Annotated in this window: 18 protein-coding genes and 3 pseudogenes; 14 read left to right on the top strand and 7 right to left on the bottom strand. The window is 59.3% G+C overall.

The window, feature by feature from the left end; genetic code table 11:
* Nucleotides 1-106 precede the first annotated feature (106 nt).
* Nucleotides 107-399 (bottom strand): annotated as a pseudogene (locus NKI70_RS29025) (DUF1236 domain-containing protein).
* A gap of 123 nt (nucleotides 400-522) precedes the next feature.
* On the opposite strand from NKI70_RS29025, the gene NKI70_RS29020 reads away from it, so the two are divergent.
* The 7 genes and pseudogenes from NKI70_RS29020 (at nucleotide 523) to NKI70_RS28990 (ending at nucleotide 4,224) form a co-directional block, all read left to right on the top strand.
* Entirely contained in the window at nucleotides 523-882 is a 360-nt protein-coding gene (locus NKI70_RS29020; protein WP_352694285.1) for a DUF2269 family protein, read from the top strand.
* Between the two features lie 167 nt (nucleotides 883-1,049).
* Nucleotides 1,050-1,820, top strand: a complete 771-nt coding sequence (locus NKI70_RS29015) for a hypothetical protein (RefSeq protein ID WP_352725718.1) — start codon at nucleotides 1,050-1,052, stop codon at nucleotides 1,818-1,820.
* Nucleotides 1,817-2,212, top strand: a complete 396-nt coding sequence (locus NKI70_RS29010; RefSeq protein WP_352694281.1) for a phage holin family protein — start codon at nucleotides 1,817-1,819, stop codon at nucleotides 2,210-2,212. Before NKI70_RS29015 ends, NKI70_RS29010 begins: the two co-directional genes overlap by 4 nt.
* Nucleotides 2,209-3,120 carry a hypothetical protein gene (locus NKI70_RS29005; protein WP_352694279.1) on the top strand — a complete coding sequence of 304 codons (912 nt, stop codon included), beginning with the start codon at nucleotides 2,209-2,211 and terminating at the stop codon, nucleotides 3,118-3,120. The genes NKI70_RS29010 and NKI70_RS29005 overlap by 4 nt, the downstream gene beginning before the upstream one ends.
* 152 nt (nucleotides 3,121-3,272) lie before the next feature.
* A pseudogene (locus NKI70_RS29000) lies at nucleotides 3,273-3,353 on the top strand (hypothetical protein); the annotation flags it as partial.
* A gap of 118 nt (nucleotides 3,354-3,471) precedes the next feature.
* Nucleotides 3,472-3,813: a phage integrase central domain-containing protein gene (locus NKI70_RS28995; protein ID WP_352725724.1), complete on the top strand. Its 342-nt coding sequence runs from the start codon at nucleotides 3,472-3,474 to the stop codon at nucleotides 3,811-3,813.
* A 3-nt stretch (nucleotides 3,814-3,816) separates the two neighbouring features.
* Complete coding sequence (locus tag NKI70_RS28990; RefSeq protein ID WP_352725716.1) at nucleotides 3,817-4,224, top strand: tyrosine-type recombinase/integrase; 408 nt, start codon at nucleotides 3,817-3,819, stop codon at nucleotides 4,222-4,224.
* Between the two features lie 194 nt (nucleotides 4,225-4,418).
* Here the strand turns inward: NKI70_RS28990 and NKI70_RS28985 are convergent, their stop codons facing one another.
* Nucleotides 4,419-4,679: a hypothetical protein gene (locus NKI70_RS28985; protein ID WP_352694276.1), complete on the bottom strand. Its 261-nt coding sequence runs from the start codon at nucleotides 4,677-4,679 to the stop codon at nucleotides 4,419-4,421.
* Between the two features lie 166 nt (nucleotides 4,680-4,845).
* Between NKI70_RS28985 and NKI70_RS28980 the strand changes: the two genes are divergently transcribed.
* Nucleotides 4,846-5,112, top strand: coding sequence for a DUF6894 family protein (locus tag NKI70_RS28980; protein ID WP_352694275.1), 267 nt, complete (start codon nucleotides 4,846-4,848; stop codon nucleotides 5,110-5,112).
* A 204-nt stretch (nucleotides 5,113-5,316) separates the two neighbouring features.
* Here the strand turns inward: NKI70_RS28980 and NKI70_RS28975 are convergent, their stop codons facing one another.
* The 5 genes and pseudogenes from NKI70_RS28975 to NKI70_RS28955 form a co-directional block, all read right to left on the bottom strand.
* Nucleotides 5,317-5,568 carry a DUF6894 family protein gene (locus NKI70_RS28975; RefSeq protein WP_352694273.1) on the bottom strand — a complete coding sequence of 84 codons (252 nt, stop codon included), beginning with the start codon at nucleotides 5,566-5,568 and terminating at the stop codon, nucleotides 5,317-5,319.
* A 57-nt stretch (nucleotides 5,569-5,625) separates the two neighbouring features.
* Entirely contained in the window at nucleotides 5,626-5,934 is a 309-nt protein-coding gene (locus tag NKI70_RS28970; protein ID WP_352694271.1) for a hypothetical protein, read from the bottom strand.
* Between the two features lie 381 nt (nucleotides 5,935-6,315).
* A pseudogene (gene istB / locus NKI70_RS28965) lies at nucleotides 6,316-6,928 on the bottom strand (IS21-like element helper ATPase IstB); the annotation flags it as partial.
* A gap of 136 nt (nucleotides 6,929-7,064) precedes the next feature.
* Nucleotides 7,065-8,042: an FAD-binding oxidoreductase gene (locus NKI70_RS28960; RefSeq protein ID WP_352694509.1), complete on the bottom strand. Its 978-nt coding sequence runs from the start codon at nucleotides 8,040-8,042 to the stop codon at nucleotides 7,065-7,067.
* Nucleotides 8,043-8,232: 190 nt separating this feature from the next.
* The gene (locus NKI70_RS28955; protein WP_352725714.1) at nucleotides 8,233-9,090 is read right to left on the bottom strand and encodes a LysR family transcriptional regulator; all 858 of its coding nucleotides are present in this window, start codon (nucleotides 9,088-9,090) and stop codon (nucleotides 8,233-8,235) included.
* A gap of 133 nt (nucleotides 9,091-9,223) precedes the next feature.
* On the opposite strand from NKI70_RS28955, the gene NKI70_RS28950 reads away from it, so the two are divergent.
* From NKI70_RS28950 to NKI70_RS28925, 6 genes are all read left to right on the top strand, one after another.
* Nucleotides 9,224-10,306 carry an amidohydrolase family protein gene (locus NKI70_RS28950; protein WP_352725712.1) on the top strand — a complete coding sequence of 361 codons (1,083 nt, stop codon included), beginning with the start codon at nucleotides 9,224-9,226 and terminating at the stop codon, nucleotides 10,304-10,306.
* 11 nt (nucleotides 10,307-10,317) lie between these two features.
* Nucleotides 10,318-10,671 (top strand): Rieske (2Fe-2S) protein, encoded by a 354-nt coding sequence (locus tag NKI70_RS28945; RefSeq protein WP_352725710.1) that lies wholly within the window; start codon nucleotides 10,318-10,320, stop codon nucleotides 10,669-10,671.
* Between the two features lie 112 nt (nucleotides 10,672-10,783).
* Entirely contained in the window at nucleotides 10,784-12,391 is a 1,608-nt protein-coding gene (locus NKI70_RS28940; protein ID WP_352725708.1) for an ABC transporter substrate-binding protein, read from the top strand.
* A 100-nt stretch (nucleotides 12,392-12,491) separates the two neighbouring features.
* Complete coding sequence (locus tag NKI70_RS28935) at nucleotides 12,492-13,538, top strand: ABC transporter permease (protein WP_352725706.1); 1,047 nt, start codon at nucleotides 12,492-12,494, stop codon at nucleotides 13,536-13,538.
* Complete coding sequence (locus NKI70_RS28930) at nucleotides 13,535-14,419, top strand: ABC transporter permease (RefSeq protein ID WP_352725704.1); 885 nt, start codon at nucleotides 13,535-13,537, stop codon at nucleotides 14,417-14,419. The genes NKI70_RS28935 and NKI70_RS28930 overlap by 4 nt, the downstream gene beginning before the upstream one ends.
* Nucleotides 14,409-16,040: an ABC transporter ATP-binding protein gene (locus NKI70_RS28925; RefSeq protein WP_352725702.1), complete on the top strand. Its 1,632-nt coding sequence runs from the start codon at nucleotides 14,409-14,411 to the stop codon at nucleotides 16,038-16,040. Before NKI70_RS28930 ends, NKI70_RS28925 begins: the two co-directional genes overlap by 11 nt.
* Nucleotides 16,041-16,108 lie beyond the last annotated feature (68 nt).

Below are 16,108 nucleotides of genomic sequence, written 5' to 3'. Positions count from 1 at the left end.
AGCCGTGGCACGCTGATCACCCCGGCCCCATGCCGGAGAGCGCGGCGACCGAGCCGTCAGCTACACCACTCCCTGGGACACGATCGGCTTTGGTAGAAAAATCAATCTAGACCTTAACAATCCTGCGGGTACCTGGGTCAACCAGAACGGTTCGTCCCTCAACGACTACATAGCGGTACTGAACGTCCGGGACTTCGTACAGCTCGACTGTGTCGGGCAGAGCGGCGCCAATCTTGAGCTCAACACCGGGAAGCTCAGCGATGCTATCGGTTTCTTCTTTACATACTCCCGGATCACCGTGTCCTGCTCAGGCTGAATGATGACATCCTGAGCGGCGACCGCTCCGACACCTACGAAAAGAAGGATTCCTGTCGCAGCAGATAAAAATTGCTTTCCTATATAGTCCAACGAGGCAACCTTCCGCTGCGGTGCTTGATGGTCCCGCACGGGGCTACTTACCTGAACGGGCGGAAGGAATTGTTGTTCCGCTGGCGCTGAGCAACCCCGCGGCCGGCCGCCACGATGGCTTGGTTCCTTCGTAGAAAGGAGCTTTTAGGTCAGGACAATCGGGATGTGGGCATTCTTCACAGGGACAGGGCTGGTCGCCAGCGGTGCCAAAAGATGCACAAGCTGGCGTCGCAAGCCGCCGCTGCAGGCGCACCGTGGCCGCCGCGCTATCATCGGTTTTTCTGGCTGTCGGTCGCCTTCGGCTTCCCCGCCTTCGCTGCCGTACTCGGGATCTTCTGGCTGGTAATAGCTCGCCCAGCAATCGAGTCGCAGGCAGGGCATGCTGCGATCACGCGCAGTCAAAGCATTTGCGGAAAATTCCCGCCCCATGCAGAGCGAATATCCGCCGGAACGGGCCTATTACCCTCGCGTTAACGGTGATGACGTTCTCCGCAGATGTCTACCGCGCCGCCGGCTTTGCTGTTCTGAGAGAAATGCCCGTTAGTCGCACCGGAGTCCGGTCGCCGATATCATTCTAACGGCGCTCACTGCCGTGGGCATAAGGCCCCCTTCAGGCTGGTTAGGCGGAGCTTACCAAAAAAGTGCTGTTCGAACGGAACACAGAAAGCGCAGGCAAGTTCGGTGGGCAGTGGAGGAGATTGCGCCATGAACAGTGTCATTTATCTCATCGGCCTTGTCGTCATCGTGCTTGCGATCCTCTCCTTTCTCGGATTCCACTAGGAGATACCATGCAGGACCAGGACGACCAGGGCCGTCAGACGGCCGATTTCGAGGCAGCCAAAAGCGAGCTTTCGGAAAGACTACAACGGGAAAAGCAGACCGCGACAGAGGCGCTCCACGATGCTCGCGACGAAATCACTAGGAAAGCCGCCGATTACGCCTCGGAAGCAAAGGAAGCGTTGTTCAACAAGGCGGAGGGAACGCAGCGCGACGTGAGCGCCAATCTGAAGGCTTTCAGCGGCGCCTTGCGCGCGGCCAGCGAGCATCTTGCCAATAGCGATCAACGGACCGCTTCGAAGTTGGCCCTTGACGCCGCAGGCGGGCTCGAGCGGCTTTCGTCGTCCTTGAAGGATAAACCGTTCGACGAGGTGCTTGGTGAGATTCGGTCGTTCGGCCGCGACAACTCGGGGGCGCTGATCGCCGGTTCCGTATTGGCGGGCCTGGCGCTGGGACGGTTCATCAAGAGCTCGCCACCATCTGCCTCGACCGGGACACCGGTCCAGCCGGGAACAGGCCAAGCATCCGAAACGGGTTCGAACTCGCGATCGGCTGAGGCACTAGAGCCGACGCCGCTACGATCCGATCAGTCCGGCGACGACTGGGCCAATGCAAGGGTGGAGCAAAACCCATGACCGACAATCAGGACAGTCGCAGCCTGACAACACTTGTGGGGGATCTCGCACAGCAGGTCACGACGCTGCTTCAAACCGAAAGCAGGCTGTTGCGGGCTGAAATTTCGGAAAAAGTGACCAAGGCGGGCGCTGGCGCGGTTGAGGTCCTGGGAGGTGCCATTTGCCTGCTCGCCGCCCTGATTGTGCTCTTGCAGGCGCTGGTAATTGCTTTGGCGAGCGCCGGGTTGGGGGCGGGTTGGTCTTCGCTGCTGGTCGGAATCATGGTGGCGATACTGGGGATCATACTCTTGCGCACCGGCACGGCAAGCATGGCTCCCTCGGAGCTGACGCCCGACCGCACGCAAGACCAACTCAAGCGCGACGCACGCGTGATCAAGGACCAGATAAGATGATCGACAAATCCTCAGCCGAACTCGAACGCGATGCCGACATTGCCCGAGCCAAGATAACGGACACCGCAGACTCGATCCGCAGCAAGATGACACCGGGTCAGCTGATCGACGAATTCACCGGGATGTTCACCGGTGAGGGGGCGGCCATGCTCAGCAACCTCAAGGCTCAGGTCAGGGACAATCCCCTGCCCCTTACATTGGTGGGCGCCGGCCTGGCGTGGCTCATGCTCGGCAAAGGCACTTCGCTAGACAGTTCAGCGCCAGGCGCGTATCGGAGCAGGCCATCTGGGGGCTCCCGCAATTTCTCCGACCGGCAGAGCTTCGGCGAGGGCTGGCATGAGTCGAGCAGCGAGTACAATGGTCCCGAAAGCGAAGCTGCCGGAGGCGGCTCCATGCTCTCAGATGCCGCTGATTCGGTGGCTTCGGTAGCAGGCGGTGCTACCGAAGCTGTTGCAGACCTTGCGAGCGGGGCCAGAGAAAAGTTGAGAAGCACGGGCGGACAAGTCGCCTCGGGCGTTAGTGATGCGGCTGCACAGGCGCGCGAGTCTGCGCTGGACTTGTTCCAGCGCGAACCTCTGGCAATGGCTGCGGTCGGCCTCGCCGTGGGCACCGCCATCGGTGTGATGCTGCCCCACACCGCCTCGGAAGACGAGCAACTTGGCCGCTACAGCGACGAGCTCCGTGAGAGTGCCGAGGTCGTCCTCGAGACTGGCATGGAGCAAGCCAAGCAGGTCGCCGCCGAAGCCTATGAGACCGTAAAGGAAGAGGCTGACCGCCAGGGCGCCAGCGGCGACGAGACGCTAGTCGACCGCGTCGGCGAACTGGTAAAGAAGACGGCAAGCAAAACCGAGGAAGCTATTCGCGATCGTTTGCCGGAGACGGACGAGCCTCCCAAGACTTCGTCATAGCGCTGCCGCCGGTTTTCGTGGTGCGCTGGCGCAGCTGTTCTTGAGGTCCACCTAACTAGCGTTTCAGCTATTCCGTACCGTCCCCTGCTTCTTTGAAAATATTGGGCTTCTGGATTTATTTGTCTCGCACTGTCCGGCCCCGTCCCGTACTCATGTGGGCTCGTGACGGCAAGCGGCGTGAAATGGGCTTGGGCGCCTATCCCGTCGTCACACTTGCAAAGGCACGAGCGAAGGCCACCGAGTGCAGGTCTGCGGTTGAGGAAGGCCGCGATCCAATTGCAGAGAAAGCGAAGGAGCAGAGCCGACTTTCGGGGACTGCGCTGACAAGTACATCGCCACCATCAAGTCCGAATGGCGGACAAGCACGAATATCAGTGGAATCAGACGCTCACCAGTTTCTGCGAGAGCATCCGGCCGAAGCGGGTTTCGACAATCACAACCGAAGACCTTCTAGAAGTTCTTGCGCCCATCTGGCAGGCCAAAGCCGAGACGGCATCGAGGCTTCGCGGGCGTATCGAGCGCGTTCTAGAGTTCGCAAAGGTGAAGGGCTGGCGCTCGGGAGAGAACCCGGCGGCATGGCGCGGCAACTTGCGGAACCTCTTGCCGAAGCGCCAGCGGTTGCAGCGAGGCCATCAGCCGGCAATGCCGTATGCTGAAATCCCCGCGTTCACGGCTCGCTTGCGGAAGGCATAGGCGATGGCAGCTCGTGCGCTAGAGTTCACAATCCTGACTGTGGCCAGATCCGGCGAAACGTTTGGCGCGACGTGGAAAGAAATCGATTTTAAGGGAAAGCTCTGGAATGTGCCGAAAGAGCGCATGAAGGCCGGCGCCCCGCATACCGTTCCGCTATCGATCGAGGCCCTGGCGATTCTGGAAGCCCTGCACGAGCAACGGCAGGAGGGACAGGAATTCATCTTCACCCGTGACGGTGAGAACCCTCTGTCAAATATGGCCATGATGATGCTGCTTCGGCGCATGAAGCAGACGGAAATCACAGTTCACGGTTTCCGCTCTGGTTTCCGGGATAGGTGCGGCGACGCCACAAGCTTCTCGCGCGAAGTTGCGGAGGCCGCCCTGGCTCACAAGGTCGGGGATGAAACCTAACGAGCCTACCGCCGGTCTGACGCGCCCAAAGGTAGTGCTCATGGCCTCTGCCGCCATTGGCGATTCACTTGCGAGGCGATCGAGCAGCGCAAAGAGATTGCCGCGTTGGTAGCCGAGGCGCGGCGAACAGCGGCCGCTGTGATATGAATGGACCTAGTTCGCCAATCACACAGCGATGCCCGTGCCCCTAACCTTCAAGTCGCACGACCCAGAGCGGATGAAACTACAGCCGCTTCCGTTCCCGGCAGTTCGAACAGCATGGGCAGATGGCGACACTCGGCTTCGTCGACGATCAGCTCCTCAATAGTCGCGATGGAAAGATGGCTTTTGAGGCGCAGCCGGACAACCGCCGCGAGTTTGTGAACGGGGACCGGTACCGCCCCGGCGTGATGGGCTAGCAGACTATTGATCTCAGCAACTACCTTTGGATCGACGACGTGGGGCAATGGCAGCATGAGAGCACTCCTTTCGGAAGTAACTCTAAGCCGATCAGGGCGATGAGTCTGGCGGCGTACGTTTTTAACCAAATGCGCGGACATCATTGGACGTCAGATCACGCTCGTTAGCGGTTGCGTGCATTCGAGCGGCGGGCGCCGGCTGCATAGCCAATCGTGAAGCAAGATGAACCTTTCCCGCATTATTGTGTTTGGAGGGATGCCTCGCTTTTTCTTCGACTTCACCGATACCGGGCAAGTCTTCCGCGACGTCGAAGGCACAGATCTGCCCGATCTCGAAGCTGCAAAACAAGAGGCGGTGAGAGCCTTGGTCGAGATCACCACAGATAAGCTGCCGGATGGCCCCTATCGAGAGTTTGTGATGAAGGTACCCGACGAGAGTGACCAGACGTTCGCAGACGCAGTGCTCAAGTTTGAGCTGCGGGAGCGCTAGGGGTCTTCAAATGGTTTCCGCCTGGGACAAGTTTGACATAGTAACTGCTCGATTGAATGAGCGCCGCGCCCGCGCAGACATCGAAGACCTTCGGCAGACCATCGGCGAAACCCGCCGTGTAATCGCAGCGGCCCGTAAGCTGTTGGACCGGCTAGCCGTAGGCCACGGGGCCATCTCGTCAGAAAGCAGCTCCTCCCGCCCTACCTAGGCGCTGCTGATGCCCGCTATGCGGCTCAGTTCGAATTTGACCACGATCTGCACTAGCTGGTTGCCTGCTTCATCGCGGACTTGAATGCTAGCCTCGCGGTAGGTGCCATCGGGCAGCTTTTCTCTTGCGATTTCAAGCAGCGTTTTTGCTGCCTCGTCCTCCGCAGATTCCAGGTTCGGAAGCTCTGAACCTTCAGGGTCTGGGAAGGTCTCTCCATTGCTGGACAAGTCGAAGAAATAGCGCGGCATCAGTCCTAACTAGGATTGCCGGAAAATGTTCAATATCTCTTTTTTACATACAAAGAGCTAATTCACCATGTCCCGCAGGGGCTTCTTGCGCTTCGGTGGCCGGTATTTCTCCACCAGCCTGATCTTGTCGATGTCGATCGTCACCAGGGGCCACATGTCAATGGTCACCTTGCGGCCTTCCTCGTCTGTGCGCGTGACCTCGCCTGTAAGCTCGATTTGCTGGCCTCGCTTGACCTTGGAAGAATCCCGGATCGAATGCGGGAAGTTATAGGACGGAATAGAGACGCTTACGCGGTCCTCGGTGACCCGCCTTCGAACCGTGGCCGTGATTGCAACCACGTCACCGATGCCAATGCCCCGCGCCATGCCTTTGAGTCTGGAGCGGCCGGCGCCTTAGTCAAGATGCTGCTAATGTACAGCGACGATACCGCTTGGCGGACTGGCTAAACTCTCGTTATATCGCGCGCATGGCAAGCGGCTGGACGATTTGTGGCCGGCTACAATCGGCAATACGACACGTTCAAAACGCTGTCGCTGGACGCTCCCATGGGCGGTCGGAGCTCAGACGAATCGACCTGCTGGAGGCACCGGCCGCTTACGAACCCGATGAAGACGAGGAAGATGATCCGGATATCCTGATGCTCAAGGGCAGACACTTCCGTCTGTGATGGACAAGGGGACGGCCCAATCTTAGGTGTCAAACGAATCCAGGAATTGACCCTTTGGCGAACTGAAGAACTGACCCCTTCATTGGTTTGCTGTTTGGTTTGTTTCGGGCACCGAGCCGACCTTCTGCAGAAGGCCGGACCGTCGCTTTTCGCGCAGCCTGTAGCTGTCCCCCCCTGATGGTGATCACCGTTGAATGGTGAAGCAGGCGATCCAAGATTGCCGTGGCCACCACGGGATCTCCAAAAACGCTCCCCCATTCACCCACCGAACGGTTGGAGGTAATCAGGATCGATCCCTTCTCGTAGCGGCGGGACACCAGTTGGAAGAAGAGGTGGGCGGCATTGGGCTCGAAGGGAAGATATCCGAGCTCGTCGATGATCAGCAATTTCGGCCGTGACAGGATCGTTAACTGCTTGTCGAGCGAGCCGTCGCTGTGGGCCTTGGCCAACATCGCCACCAACGTGGCTGCCGTGACGAACTGCACGTTGTAATTCTGGCGGATTGCCTCGCGGCCAAGGCTCACTGCAAGATGGGTCTTGCCCGTGCCCGGAGGGCCAAGGAACAGGACTGTGTCGTCGTGGGCGATCCAGCGGCAGGTCGCAAGTTCCCTGATCTGTCCCTGATCCAGCGATGGCTGCGCGTCGAAGTCGAAGCCGTCGAGTTCGCGCACGAACGGGAACTGCGCCAGTTTCCAGGCGCGAGCGTTGTCGTGAGCTGACCCAAAGCAGTAATCGTCTCTTCAATTCATGAGGGAACGTGCCTGAGGCCGAAGTTCGTGTGGTGCTTCGAAGCGGACACGTTGGGCTTCAATCCAAACTCACCCGGGGTTAAAGATCTAGCAAAACGTCGCCTTGCGGGCGGCTGCAGCACGCCAGGACGTAGCCTGCCGATTTGTCGTCCAATGTCAGTCCGCCCAGGTCATCCATGACGACTTCGCCGGACAGCTTGGCGATCCGGCACGTGCCGCAAACTCCCTGCTGGCAGGCGGTGGGGACGTAGACGCCACATTGGCGCGCCACTTCCAGCAAGGTCTCTCCGGGCGCGCAGTCATGCGCAACGCCAGACCTGACGAAGCGGACCGACGACGAAACCTTTGAAGCCGGTACCGAACGCGAACTGTTGCCGCCTCCGAAGCTCTCCTCATGATACTGTGAACGGGCGAGCCCGATTGCATCGAGGCAGCTGCGTGCAGCCTTCATGTAGGATTCCGGCCCACAGGCAAACACCGTACGGCTGTGGAGATCGGGAACCAAGGTCAGGAGCATCTCACTGTTAATTCGCCCGGTTGGACCCGTCCAGGCCGGGTCTCCGTGACTGCAAATGCAAGTCACATGAACATTGGGAAAGCGAGCGGCAAGTGCGTCCAGTTCGAGCCGAAAAATGATGTCGTCCGGCGTTCTCGCACTATGAATGAAGTGGATATCCTGGTCGGCTGCGCGGTCGGTAAATGCGCGCAGCATTGACATCACGGGAGTTATCCCGCTGCCACCTGAAAGGAAGAGGGACTTTGCATGCGGCAGATCGTCGAGATTGAACGAGCCGAGCGGCCCTTCGATCTCGATCCCGTCGCCCGGCTTCAAATTGTCATGCAGCCAATTCGAAACGAGCCCGCCCGGCGTCCGCTTCACGGTAATCTGAAGATCGAGCGGTCGCGTCGGCGGTGACGAAACAGAGTAGGAGCGCGTCACCGCGGCACCGTCGATCCTCAGGTGCACCAGAACATATTGGCCAGCGCTGAAGCAGAACATCCGATCTGAAGCGGGTGTGAGAACGAATGTTTTCACATCGTGCGTTTCGTTGATCACGCGCCGGCAGAGCACAAGCTGCGGTGTGGTCTGTGCCCAATGCCGGTGACGCTTTGTTGGGACGAAGCCGGAGGCTGCAAAGGCCGCGTATGCATTCATCATTCAACTCGGGTTTGAAGTCGAGCCAAGATGCCACTTCAAACCCCGCTGAACAGCCGCGCAATCCTGCCTTTATGATCGGTAATTTCGATTAGACTTCCAGTGACATTACAGCAACCTGGAGAGCTCGGATGCCTTTGCGAATAATTGGTTCATGTTTGCGGCGCGCGAGTATCGCGGTGTGGACTGGCTGGTGCAGCGTCGGCGCTCCCTCGACGAGAAACGATGGGAGTTCAGCAGTGAACCTGCGCGCATCGTCGCTACGCATATAGCAGGTGCCGCCCGTTCGTCGGAGCATGATCTCCGCCAGAGTTTCCGATCCCGTCGAAAGCCGGCAGATCGTTAACTCGGCCAACAGCTCTGCGTGCGTCTTTTCCAGCACGGCGGTGTAGCCCGGGCGAATGTAGGTTTCAGGGTCGACGTCGGACAGCGTTCTGGCAGCCGTCGAAACCATCACATATTCCTCGACCATCAGGTGTTCGTAGGCGATCTCAGGCAGGTAGCGAGGCGCATAAAGGACGGCGATATCCAGATTTCCCATGCTTAGGTCGCTGACCATCTGGTTCGAATAGTCCGACTCGACGTGGATCGAGGATTTTGGAAGGGCCTGGCACAGTGTCTCGACCCATCCGGGCAGGACCGAACGGGTCATGCCTACCTGTGCGGCGATGCGCAAGGTGCCCTCGAACCGGTTGAACGCTCGCACGTCGTGTCGAGCTTGCGACCAGGTCGACAGCAGGGATCTGGCGTAGGCTTCGAACCGCCGTCCTGCGGCTGTCGGCTCAGCACCGGCGCGCCCGCGCTGGAAGAGCTCGGACCCGATCGCGCTCTCCAGATTCCTGATCCGGGTGCTGATCGTCGACTGGGTCAATCCCAGCCGATCGGCGGTGCGATTGAAATTTCGCGACTCGATGATGTCGAGAAAGGTTTCGATGTGATCTAGCTGCACGTGACCTCCAATCGAAAAAGTCGATCATATTGCGCTGGATCATAAGCTTGATCAAACAATACTCAAGGCGGAAGCTGCATGGGAGAAATCGGCCGGCAGCATCGACCAGGCTGAAGCTACGGAGCTGAGCAACGTGTTCATAGTCGACTGCGATTGTCACAATTACTGGTCAAGCGCCACTGTACTGGAGCCCTACCTTTCCGGCCTGTGGAGGGACATGTTCGTCGAAGGCGAGAAGACAGGTCCCGTTGGCGCCTTCCCGCATGGCCATCGTCCCTGGTTTCATCCGCAGGACTTCTCCCGCAAGGACGTCCGTCCGAAAACGGAAGCCGACAACTATCTCATCATGAAGGAAAAACACCTCGACAAGTACAAGGTCGATGTGGCGATCCTGACCGGCGACGAGCCGATCGAGGCTTCCACCCTCGCCAATCCCTATTATGCCAGCGCCCTCGTCAGCGCCTACAATGACTATCAGATCGACCAATGGCTGCCGAAGGACGATCGCTTCATGGGCTCGATCATCGTCGCGCCACAGGATCCGAAGCTCGCGGCCGCCGAGATACGCCGTCTGGGCAATCACCCGCGCATGGTTCAGGTTCTTGCCTCGCAAGGCTCCGTCAAGCCCTATGGCGATCCGTTTTACCACCCGATCTATGAAGCATGCGCCGAGGTGGGGCTGCCCTTTGCCATTCATCTGGGCGGCCATGGCGGCGTGAATTCGACCGCGATTGCTCCGGCCCCAACGACGTTCTTCTGGGAGACGCACGCCATCCTGCACATGTCGGCGATTTCACATGTCGCAAGCATGATTGCGCATGGCGTCTTCGAAAAATGGCCGGACCTCTACTTCGTTGTCATCGAGTGCGGCGTTGCCTGGGTGCCTTCGGTACTGTGGCGCCTTGACGCCGATTACAAAGCGCTGCGCAAAGAGACGCCATGGCTGAAGATGCTGCCCTCGGAATATTGCCGGCGCAACATCCGCTTCTCCACGCAGCCGCTGGAGCAGCCCGCAAATATTCAGCATCTCTGGTCCACTCTCGAGGCGATGGACGGCGAAAACACGCTGATGTTTGCCTCCGACTATCCGCATTGGGATTACGACGATGCCAATACGCTGCAAATCCCTCCCGTCTGGAAGAGCAAGATTATGGGCCTGAATGCGCTGGAGGTCTACAAGCGCATCCCCCGCGCGCAAGCGGCGAATGCCGCCTGAGGAAGCAGACGATGCCCGAGAAGACATACATCTGCCGCGTCGACGAGATCGAAACCGGGTCTCCTTTCATCGCCAAGATCCGCAGCCTTTCGGTCGGCGTTTTCCGCATCGGAGATTCATTCCACGCGCTGCTGAATGTTTGTCCGCACCGCGGCGCTCCGCTTTGCGAGGGGCCGCAATGCGGAACAACTGCACCGGTCAAAGGGGCGCAATTCATCTATCACCGCCAAAACGAGATCGTGCGCTGCGCCTGGCATGGCTGGGAATTCGACATCAAATCAGGTGCGGCCCTGGTCGATCCGTCCGTTCGCGCGCGCACATTTCCAGTCACCGTCGAGGCGGGCAGCATCTATGTGACGGCCTGATCGAGGTGCGGATTTGAGCGGTCAGAAGAAAGGGTGATCGCGGCTGACGAGCAGATTTCTTCACAGGTGCTTGACGAACAATAACGCGGAAAATCCGCAATGGGAGAGTCAAATGTCAGAATCTGAATACAAGCTTGCTATCGCTCAAAGCCTGATTGGTCGCGGCAAGATTTCTCGCCGCGACTTCATTCATCTTGGGCTGGCCGCGGGGCTGAGCGTCGCCGCTGCGGACAAGCTCTTCGTCAGCACGGCACGGGCCGAACCGCTGCAGGGCGGCTTCGCCAAGCTGGGCATGGCACATGGCGCAACAACGGATTCGATCGATCCGGCCGGCTACCCGGATACGTTCACACAAACCGCGTTCTCGGGCTCGATGTCCAACAGCCTCACCGAGGTCGACGCGAAAGGCAACGTCCATCCGGACCTTGCCGAGAGCTTTGAATCATCCGACGGGGCCAAAACCTGGGTCTTCAAGCTGCGCAAGGGCGCAATCTTCCACAACGGCAAGAATGTGACGGCGGACGACGTCGTGACTTCGCTGCGCTACCATATGGGCGACGAAACCAAATCGGCGGCGAAGCCGCTGCTTGAACCGGTCGCCAGCATCAAGGCGGACGGCCCGGAGACGGTTGTCTTCACGTTGAAGAGCGGCAATGCCGACTTCCCCTACATCATGAGTGACTACCATCTGGTCATCATGCCGGCCAAGGACGGCAAGGCGGATTGGGGATCGGGCGTTCGCACCGGTGCTTTCGTGCTCGAGAACTTCCAGCCCGGAGTTTCGGCCAAGCTCAAGCGCAATCCGAACTACTTCAAGAACGGCAAACCCTATCTCGACGAGGTGGAGTTCATCGCCATCACCGATCTCGCCGCTCGCATGGCCGCGTTATCGACAGGGGAGGTGGACTATATTGGCCGCGCCGACCTCAAGACCCTCGGCATGTTGAAACGCAATCCCAAGGTGGAGATCGTCGAGGTCACCGGCTATGGCCACTATACGTTGCCGATGAATGTCACGATGGCGCCGTTCGACAATCCGGACGTCCGAATGGCTTTGAAATGGGCGATCAACCGTCAGGAGATCGTCGACAAGATCTTTCTCGGCCACGCCACCGTGGCCAACGACAACCCGATCGCGCCGGCAATCAAATTCGCCACGAATCCGCAGCCGCAACACAGTTTCGATCCGGAGAAAGCCAAGCATTATCTGAAAAAGGCCGGGATGGAAAAACTGAAGGTGGACCTCTCGGTTGCGGATGCCGCTTTTGCAGGCGCTGTGGACGCGGCTGCGCTCATCCGCGAGACGGCCGCCCAGTGCGGCATCGACGTAAACGTGGTGCGCGAGGCCGAGGACGCATATTGGGACAATGTCTGGCTCAAGAAACCTTGGTGCGCTTCTTATTGGAGCGGTCGCGCGACGGCCGACTGGATGTTCACGCAAGCCTTCGCCGCGGACTCCAGCTGGAACGAGTCGTTCTGGAAAAATCCCCGCTTCAACGAGTTGCTTGTCCAGGCGCGCGCCGAGACCGACGAGGCCAAGCGGGCGGCAATGTATGCCGAGATGCAGCAACTGACCCATGATGATGGCGGCAGCATCGTACTGGTCTTCAACAATTTCGTCAGCGCCAAATCCAATAAGCTCGCACATGGCGAAGTGGCGCCGAACTGGGAGAACGATGGACTGAAGATGGCCGAACGCTGGTGGATCGCCACTGCGTGAGAGTGCGGGCCGGACCCGCGATGGTTGCGAGGGTCCGGTTGGCCCCGGTGTGCCCTGCCGGATGTGGCAGGGCAGCGGCCGCAACGGGAAACGCGTGCAAATGAACCCCGTCGCAAGAACGGTTCTGCAGCGCCTTGGCCTCGGCCTGGTCACGCTGTTCATCGTGTCCATCATTATCTTCTCGGCGATCGCAATGCTGCCGGGCGACTTCGCCAAGGCGACGCTCGGGCAATCCGCGACACCCGAAACGGTCGCCGCCTTCCAGCGAGAAATTGGCATCGACCGTCCGCCTGTCGAGCGCTACTTCGTCTGGGTCGGGCAGATGCTCCACGGGGATTTCGGCTCTTCGTTCGCGAGCCGCACCGGGTATCGGCGCACCGTGGCCGAGATCATCGCGCCGCGCCTCTACAATACGATGTTCCTCGCGTCGATGACCGCGCTGATCGCAGTTCCGCTGGCCCTGGGACTTGGCGTCCTCGCTGCGCTCTACCGCAATGGCTGGTTCGACCGGCTGGTGAACGCAGTGACGCTGACAACCATTTCGTTCCCGGAGTTTTTCGTCGCCTATATGCTTGCCTACCTGGTCATCTCGCGCGACACGTTCATCGGATCCGAGTTCGCACAATCCCTGCCGCAATGGCTCGCAGTGTCACTGAACTGGATACTCAACGCAGTTCCCAAATTCCCGACCTTGTCCAACGTGAACGACCAGACGCCGTTCTGGAACCACGTCTGGAGAGTAGCTTTGCCGGCAACCACGCTTACGCTCGTCATCGTCGCCCACATGATGCGCATGACACGAGCGGCGATCATCAACATGCTGGCAAGCCCCTATATCGACATGGCGCGGCTCAAGGGAATGTCGCCCATGGCCATCGTACTCAGGCATGCCTTGCCCAACGCATGGGCTCCGATCGTCACGGTGGTGGCGTTCAATCTTGCTTATCTCGTCGTCGGAGTGGTCGTTGTCGAAGTGGTGTTCGTCTATCCCGGCATCGGTCAGCTGATGGTTGACGCGGTCAAATCAAGGGATGTTCCGGTTGTCCAGGCTTGTGCCCTGATTTTCGCGGCGACCTATATCCTCCTCAATCTGACTGCCGACATCATTTCCATCGCCACCAATCCCAGGCTCTTGCATCCACGATGACCAGCTACGAACCCATCGCTCAGGTTCACAGGCTGAGGCGCTCGCGCGCCACCCGGGCCAAAACGGCGCTGAAGAAGGCACCCTTCAGTGCCTGGTTCGGCATCCTCGTCATCATCGGCTATGTCATCGTTGCGGTGTTCGCGCACTGGATCGCCCCATACGGCGAAACGCAGGTCTTCAGCGAAGCCTTCGCACCGTGGAGCCAGCAGTTCAAATTGGGAACCGACCAGCTCGGCCGCGATATGCTTACACGCTTGATTTACGGTGCGCGCAACACCATCGGTATCGCCGTCGCGACCACACTGCTGTCCTTCGCAGTCGGCGTCTCGCTAGGCCTTCTAGCCGCATTGTACAGGGGATGGCTCGACCAGATACTGTCGCGTGCGGTTGACGTGTTGATGTCGATCCCAAGCCTGATCTTCGCCCTGGTGCTGCTTTCGATATTCGGCTCGTCGATCACCAGCCTGATAATCATCATTGCGCTGCTCGATTCTACCCGTGTCTTTCGGCTCGCACGCGCCGTCGGGCTTAACGTGGCAGTGATGGAATATGTCGAAGTGGCGCGATTGCGCGGCGAAGGCCCGAAATGGATCATCGCCAAGGAAATCCTTCCCAACGTCATGCCGCCGCTGGTCGCTGAGTTCGGCTTGCGATTTTGCTTCGTATTCCTCACGATCGCGGCACTGTCCTTCCTGGGCGTCGGTATTCAGCCGCCGACCGCCGATTGGGGGTCGATGGTGCGCGAGAATGCGACCCTGATCACCTACGGCGATGTCACGCCGCTGCTGCCGGCCGGCGCGATTGCCCTCCTTACAGTCTCCGTGAATTTCGTCGTGGACTGGTTCCTGCATGCAACCAGCGGGTTGCGCGATGAAAAGTAGCGGTCCGGGGTCGCGCGAAAAAGGCAAGGATCTGCTGCAGATCCGCAATCTCCATGTCGAGGGCTTCTCGGACGAGCGATGGCATCCCATTGTCCGCGGGGTCGATCTGGCGCTGAAGCAGGGGGAGGTTCTTGGCCTGATCGGCGAGTCAGGCGCCGGCAAATCCACCATTGGCCTCGCCGCGATGGGTTACGCCAAGCCGGGCTGCCGTATCACACAGGGCTCGATCCTGTTCGACGGGCTCGATCTTCTGGCACTCAGCGAAACAGGGCGGCGTCGCCTCAGAGGCTCCCGTATCGCCTATGTCGCACAAAGCGCCGCGGCCTCTTTCAATCCGGCCCACCGGCTCCTCGACCAGACTGTCGAAACTGTGGTGGCGCATGGGATTGCCAGCCGAGAGAAAGCGAACCGGAGTGCCGTCGATCTTTATCGGCGTCTTCAGCTTCCACATCCGGAGACCATCGGCTTCCGCTATCCTCATCAGGTTTCCGGCGGACAGTTGCAACGGGCAATGACCGCGATGGCGATGGCTTGTCGTCCGGACCTCATCGTCTTCGACGAGCCAACGACGGCGCTCGATGTGACGACGCAGGTCGAAGTTCTCGCCTCCATTCGCAACATCGTGGAGGAATTCAACACGGCTGCAATCTATGTGACGCATGATCTGGCGGTGGTGGCGCAAATGGCGGATCGCATCATGGTTTTGCGCGATGGACTTACCGTGGAGGAGGCAGAAACGCGCCAGATGCTCGCCTCGCCCAGCCAGGAATATACCAAAACGCTCTGGGCCGTGCGCAAGCTCGCCAAGCCCGAAGTTCCGGCCGATGAATATCTGCTTACGATAGACAATGTCACCGCGGCCTATGCCCGGACGGTGAAGGTGCTCCAGGACGTCTCCATCAAAGTTCCGCGTGGAAGAACAGTGGCTGTGGTCGGCGAGTCCGGTTCCGGGAAATCGACGCTCGCTCGCGTCGTTACCGGCCTGTTGCCGCCGCTTTCGGGATCGATTTCCTTTGCCGGCCAGGCCCTTTCCAGGTCCCTTAAGACGCGCCCAAAAGAGATTCTGCGCCGCATACAGATGATTTATCAAATGCCCGACAACGCCCTAAATCCGCGCCAGACAGTCGAAGAAGTCATAGCTCGGCCGCTTGAATTCTATCTTGGCCTCAAGGGAGCGCAGCGGGATCGGCGGATCGGCGAACTCATGCACATGGTCGAGATGAGCGAAACTTACCTGGATCGTCTGCCGGCCGAACTGTCGGGGGGCCAGAAGCAGCGCGTTTGCATCGCCCGAGCGTTGGCCGCCGATCCGGAACTGATCATCTGCGACGAAATCACGTCTGCGCTCGACCAGATTGTGCAGGAGGAAATCCTCAAGCTGTTAATGCGGCTTCAGCGCGAGCTCGGCATGAGCTACATTTTCATCACCCATGACATTGCCACCGTGCGGGCGATCGCCGACGAGATTGTGGTCATGCACCAGGGGAAAGTCGTTGAGCAGGGATTAAAGAGCGAAATTCTCACGCCGCCGCATGCCCCCTATACCGAACGGCTTTTATCCTCCGTGCCGGAAATGGATCCGGATTGGCTGACAAGGCTGCTGGCCAGCCGGAAGATCTGACGGAGCGCAGCAGGTGTTTTCGATAAGACGAGAACCGCGTACACTTGTCGCCTGATCTTTGTCTCCCG

Origin of the sequence: Mesorhizobium sp. M0500 (assembly GCF_040321165.1) — a bacterium.
Taxonomy (GTDB): Bacteria; Pseudomonadota; Alphaproteobacteria; order Rhizobiales; family Rhizobiaceae; genus Mesorhizobium.
This window is presented reverse-complemented; position numbering and strand designations above follow the sequence as displayed.